Below are 5,270 nucleotides of genomic sequence, written 5' to 3'. Positions count from 1 at the left end.
CAACAGGAGGAGCGAAAACTCAGACAGGGCGTGGCTTAGGGTGTGAGGTGGGATATGTCGGAAAGTCTTGACCTGCAAGATGCAGTAGGCCGTTTCTTGAAAACAATTGGGCGCTACTCGTTGCTCACCCCCGAAGAGGAACTTCGCCTGGCCCACCAGGTGCAGCGGATGATGGCCCTCCTGCAACAGCGGCGGCAGCACGAGTCCCTGGAGGACTGGAGCCGACGGGTAGGGATCCCCTTAGAGGAGCTGCAGCAAATCCTGAGACAGGGGGAAGCAGCCAAAAAGCGCATGGTGGAGTGCAACCTGCGCCTGGTGGTATCGATTGCCAAGCGCTACCGCAACCGCGGCTTGCCGTTCCTGGATCTCATCCAAGAAGGCACCATCGGCCTCACGCGGGCTGTGGAAAAGTTTGATCCAACCCTGGGGTACAAGTTCTCCACCTACGCCACCTGGTGGATCCGGCAGAGCGTGAACCGGGGCATCCAAAACAAGGGACGCCTCATCCGGCTGCCCGCCCATATGTACGAGAAGGTCTCCCAAGTGAAGCGGCGCTACCGCGAGCTATCCGTTGAGCGGGGATCCCGGCCTGCTGCAGAAGAAGTTTTCGATTCGCTAGATATCAGCAACAACTACCGCGAGCTAATCACCCGCCACATGGCCGAGATCTGTTCTCTCAACGTGAGCGTGGGCGATGAGGACGGCACTGAGCTGCAGCACTTTATCCCCGACGAGGACAACGATCCGGTCGAGCATCTCAATCGGGTTGCTCATTGGGAGGAAGTCCGCGCTCTTGTGAAGCAACTGAGCGAACGCGAGCAGCAGGTAATCGTAGCCCGTTATGGCCTGGATGGATCAAAGGGGATGACGCTGCGGGAGATTGGGGAACACATTGGCCTTTCACGGGAGCGGGTGCGGCAAATTGAGCGGCGGGCCCTACGGAAATTGCGGCGGCTGCAGCAGGAATATGCTACCCCCAAGATGGGCAAACGGCTCGACCCCTCTAGCTAAGCCAGGGCCTGCGAGCGATAGAAGGGCCTTTTCACCACCTCGGCCAGCCGGCGCTGGCCCCGAATCTCAATCTCCAGCCGGGATCCCACCTCGGCCCAGGTTGAATCCACATACCCCAGGCCAATGCCGTAGCCCAGGGTAGGAGAATGGCTGCCGCTGGTTACCCGCCCGATCGGCTCAGGGGAGTTGGGAGCGTAGATGGCACAGCCGCTGCGGGGAATGGCTCGCTCCAACAGGCGAAACCCCACCAGCCGACGCGGGATCCCTTGCTCGCGTTGACGTTCGAGGGCCAGCTTGCCAATGTAGTCCCCTGGATTGTTCACCAGCCAGCCCAAGCCGGCTTCCAGGGGGGTGGTGCTCTCGTCCATGTCCTGGCCGTAGAGGCAAAAAGCAGCTTCTAGGCGCAGGGTATCGCGGCAGCCGAAGCCACAGGGCTGTACTCCTGCCTGCACCAGTTGCTCCCAGAGCCAGCAGCCCTCTGGGGGGCTAAGCAAGATCTCAAAGCCGTCTTCTCCGGTGTAGCCGGTGCGGGCCACAAAGACCCTTGCCCCTGAGGATCCCCCTTTTTGAGGAGCAAACTGTCCGTGTTGAAAGCGGCGCAAAGCCTTCAGGGATCCCGCCAAAAAAGGCTGAAGAACCTCTTCTGCTGCCGGCCCCTGCACCGCCAGCAACACTTGCGACTCAGTGTGATCCTGCAGTTCCAGTCCAGGGATCCCCTGCTGCTGCAGCCACTCCCTATCTTTGTGGCGGGTGGCCGCGTTGACGATCAGGCTCCAGTGCTCCAGCTCTCCTTCCGGTGGATGCCGGTAGAAGATGACATCGTCCACAATGCCCCCCAGCGGATTGAGCAAAACCGTGTAGCGAGCGGATCCTACTGGCAAAGCGGCCAGATCGCTGGGCACCAGCCGGCTAAGGTGGGATCCCAGCTCCGGCCCCCAGAGCTCGAACTTGCCCATGTGGGAGATGTCGAATACCCCCACCCGCTCCCGCACTGCCCGATGCTCGGCCACCACGCCCCGATACTGCAGGGGCATTTCCCAGCCAGCAAAGGAGACAAACCGCGCCCCCAGGGCTTGATGGAAGGGAAACAGGGGGGTGCGCTGCAGGGAAGTTGTGCCCATCAACGGATCTCTGAAGGTTAAGGACTAGGATAAACGCACCGTCGCCGATTCCCAGAGCTTGTCCAGGGTCTTCTGTCCCCGTTTTGGGAGGCAGCACCGTGAAGCCGTTGTCAGTTAGCCGACCCACCTACAGTTAATTGTCCCAACACATTGATGTCGAAGGTGAAGTTAATCGTCACCGAGTTGCCCTCGTAGGCCTCAGGCAGGGGCAAAAACGGAGCTGCTCTCTGGATGGCTGTCAGTGCCGCGTCGTCGGTTTGCTGGCTGCCGGAAGTGCGGGCCAGGCGGATGCTCTGCAGCTCTCCCCCCCGCCCCACCGTGAAGATCACCACCGTGCGGCGGGAAGTGCCAGTCTGCCCTGGGATCCAATTTTGTTCCACCTTGCGCTGCAAAGCCGCCAGCCAAGGGCCCCAGTCCACATTGGCCCGCGCCGCCACATTGGGGGGGTTGGGAGCCGACTGGGTGGGGTTGGCCAAGCCGCTGGCTCCCTGGCCCTGGATCCCGGCCCCTTCACTGGCAGCAGAAGCGCTCAGGGGCGGCCCCAACTGGGAAGCATCGGAGGGCCGCTCGGCGAGGAGAACCTCCGGTTGGGGAGCCGGCGCAGCCGGCTGCAGTTGGCTGAGATCTGAGGCCCGCTCGCTAGGCCGCATAGCTAGAGGCTCGGCAGTGGGGGGAGGCGTAGGAGCTGGCGGAGCAGGGGAAGCAGCCGCCACAGGCGGCGGGGTCTGGGTGGGAGTGGATCTGGGGGCTGGGGTGGGCGGAGGTGGGGCTGCAGTTGGCGTTGCCGCAGGCCGAGGAGGAGCCGGAGGCGCAGTTGGCGTAGGGGGTGGAGTAGGTCTAGGAGTGGCCAGGGCAACTTCCGCCGGGGCAGGGGGTGGCACAGGGGCAGGCGGCTGCGGCCGTGGCGGCTGGGGTTGGGGCGGAGGCGGTGGGGGAGCTTTCTGTTGGGGGGCAGCCTGGGATTGGGGTGGGCTGCCCTGGGAAGGGGGTGCTTCTACCCGCTTGCCCCCATCGCGGGAATCCACTTCTGAAACCAGCTCTGCTTCTTCCGGCGGCTCGAGATCTTCTGGCTCCAGCAAGATAAACTCAATGGCTTCCTGTTCCTGCTGGCGAAGCGGCCAAAGCCGACTCCAGGAGAGCAAGGCCAGCAGCGCCAGCCCATGCAGTAGCAAGGACAGCGCCACCATCCAAAAAAAATGGCGCGCTTCCTCCTCACGGCGGCGCTGCTCAACCCAGATGCTGCTCATGGCCAAGATTGACCCACCCAGCGAGTTCTCTTGCTGCAAACTCAGCCAAAGGGATCTGCCCCACTGACGCGAGCAGACTACATGCTAGGTTATAGCATCCGAGCGGTTGGGCTTCCTGCGCAAAGGCGTACCTTCGGCTGGGGAAGGGATCCCAGCTTGCAGCAGTTCTGAAATTCGTGCCATACCCCCGCACTCATCCTGTTCGCTAACTTGGATAAAGAGCAGGGATCCTGAGCGGGGGGGCGGTGCCGTTTTCGGCCAGGCCAGGCTGCTTTCTACTTTGCTTTTAGGAGAACTCATGGAACCCATCCGCTTTCATCTGGCCTTTCCCGTTGCCGATATTGCCTTGGCCAAGACCTACTACGGCGAGGGCTTGGGTTGCCAAATTGGTCGGGAAACCCCTGTTTCAGTTATTTTGAACCTCTATGGCCATCAACTGGTGGCCCACCTCACCCAGGAAGAGCTGACGCCGCAGCGGGGTATCTACCCCCGCCACTTTGGCCTGATCTTCCCTACCCAAGCAGATTGGCAGGCGCTGGCGGAGCGGGCCCAGGCACGGGAATTGCTCTTCTATCAGGAGCCGCGCTGGCGCTTTGTCGGCACCCCGCTGGAGCACGGCACGTTCTTTTTGCAGGATCCCTTCTACAACCTGCTGGAGTTTAAGTACTACCGCTACCCTGCCGCCATTTTTGGGGAGCGGGAATGGGCCCTGGTCGGGGATACTGCTTCCTACGGCGCAGGCCAACAGTTGCCGAACCCCTCTCCCAGGAGCGCGTAGCAAACGGGAGGAACACCTTGGCCACTCAACCCCCTCGTTCTGGCCCTAGGCGCGGCCCCATCTGGCAGATGGATTTCAACGCCGTCCCGCTGCGGGATGCCCAGGAGCGGCGGGTTTGGGAGCTGCTGGTGTGCGATCCCACGGGTCAGTTTCGCCAGGCCAAGTACTGCAGCAACCAAGAGGTCAATAGCACCTGGGTGGCCCAACAGCTGCGCAGCTATTTGGAAATGGCCCCCCAGCCCCCTTCGGCCATTCGCGTCTTCCGCGCCCGCATGAGCTCCATTTTGCAACGGGCCTGTAATGCCGTTGGGATCCCGATGCTGCCCAGCCGCCGGGTCTATGCCCTCAGGGCCTGGATGCGGGAACGGGCAGAGCAGGTTTACCCTCAGGAAACCCAATTTACCTATAGCCCCGAGCCGCCATTGGAGCCGGATCCGCCGGATCCCATTCCCCTGCCGGACAAGTTGCAGGGAGAGCGCTGGGCGTTCGTTACCCTGCGGGCCAGGGATCTGCGGGATGCCGAGACCTGGCCAATGGAATTTGGTGAGCTGTTCCCGCTAAACTGGGAAACCTTGGCGCCCGACACCATCATTCCTGGCTTGGTGATTGCCTCGCGGCGGGCGCTGCCCATAGCAGCTTGGCTAAGCGGTATGGAGCCTGCCTACTTGACGGTGGCGGAGGGGCGGCTGCTGTTCGAGGCTGGCCTCAGCGATTGCTACCTGTTTGCGCAACTAAAAGATGAAAAGCTGCAAGCGGAGGCAGAAGGCTTTGCCCAACGCCAACGCCAAGCCCAAGGGATCCACTTCCTCGCCATCCAAAGCGATTTCCGGGCCCAGTCCTTCGCCGGCTTTTGGCTAATGCAGCATCCTTTTTAAAACCGTTGTCGGCCCCTTACGTAGCTGTGTTCGTAAAGCAACACAAAAACGGTAGCAGCAGCTCTGCGAGCGCCTCGCCAAATCCCGCAAAGGCCGATTCTTTCGTTGACCCGCTCGATGCCTTGCCCCACAAGGCTTTCAGGCCTCTTGCCCCCCCTCTTCCAGGCCCTTTTTTGCCGTCTTCGACCGACCCCCTCGCAAATGGGTCTTGCATTCCTTGCCCCGCTTGGGTTTAATA

Annotated in this window: 5 protein-coding genes; 3 read left to right on the top strand and 2 right to left on the bottom strand. The window is 61.8% G+C overall.

The window, feature by feature from the left end:
• Positions 1–54 precede the first annotated feature (54 nt).
• Entirely contained in the window at positions 55–1,011 is a 957-nt protein-coding gene (locus tag NW827_RS06860) for a sigma-70 family RNA polymerase sigma factor (RefSeq protein WP_414361638.1), read from the top strand.
• On the opposite strand, the gene gcvT is transcribed toward NW827_RS06860, so the two are convergent.
• Positions 1,008–2,132: a glycine cleavage system aminomethyltransferase GcvT gene (gcvT, locus tag NW827_RS06855; protein WP_414361636.1), complete on the bottom strand. Its 1,125-nt coding sequence runs from the start codon at positions 2,130–2,132 to the stop codon at positions 1,008–1,010. The two genes, NW827_RS06860 and gcvT, sit on opposite strands and share 4 nt — an antisense overlap.
• A gap of 110 nt (positions 2,133–2,242) precedes the next feature.
• Positions 2,243–3,379, bottom strand: coding sequence for an energy transducer TonB (locus NW827_RS06850; protein WP_414503477.1), 1,137 nt, complete (start codon positions 3,377–3,379; stop codon positions 2,243–2,245).
• A gap of 298 nt (positions 3,380–3,677) precedes the next feature.
• Between NW827_RS06850 and NW827_RS06845 the strand changes: the two genes are divergently transcribed.
• Positions 3,678–4,157, top strand: a complete 480-nt coding sequence (locus tag NW827_RS06845; RefSeq protein WP_414503476.1) for a VOC family protein — start codon at positions 3,678–3,680, stop codon at positions 4,155–4,157.
• A 17-nt stretch (positions 4,158–4,174) separates the two neighbouring features.
• Positions 4,175–5,032 carry a Tab2 family RNA-binding protein gene (locus NW827_RS06840; protein ID WP_414361630.1) on the top strand — a complete coding sequence of 286 codons (858 nt, stop codon included), beginning with the start codon at positions 4,175–4,177 and terminating at the stop codon, positions 5,030–5,032.
• Positions 5,033–5,270: the final 238 nt, after the last annotated feature.

Origin of the sequence: Synechococcus sp. H70.1 (assembly GCF_047502705.1) — a bacterium.
Lineage (GTDB): Bacteria > Cyanobacteriota > Cyanobacteriia > Thermostichales > Thermostichaceae > Thermostichus.
The sequence above is the reverse complement of the archived record's forward strand: the minus strand, read 5'-3'. Positions and strand labels throughout refer to the sequence as shown.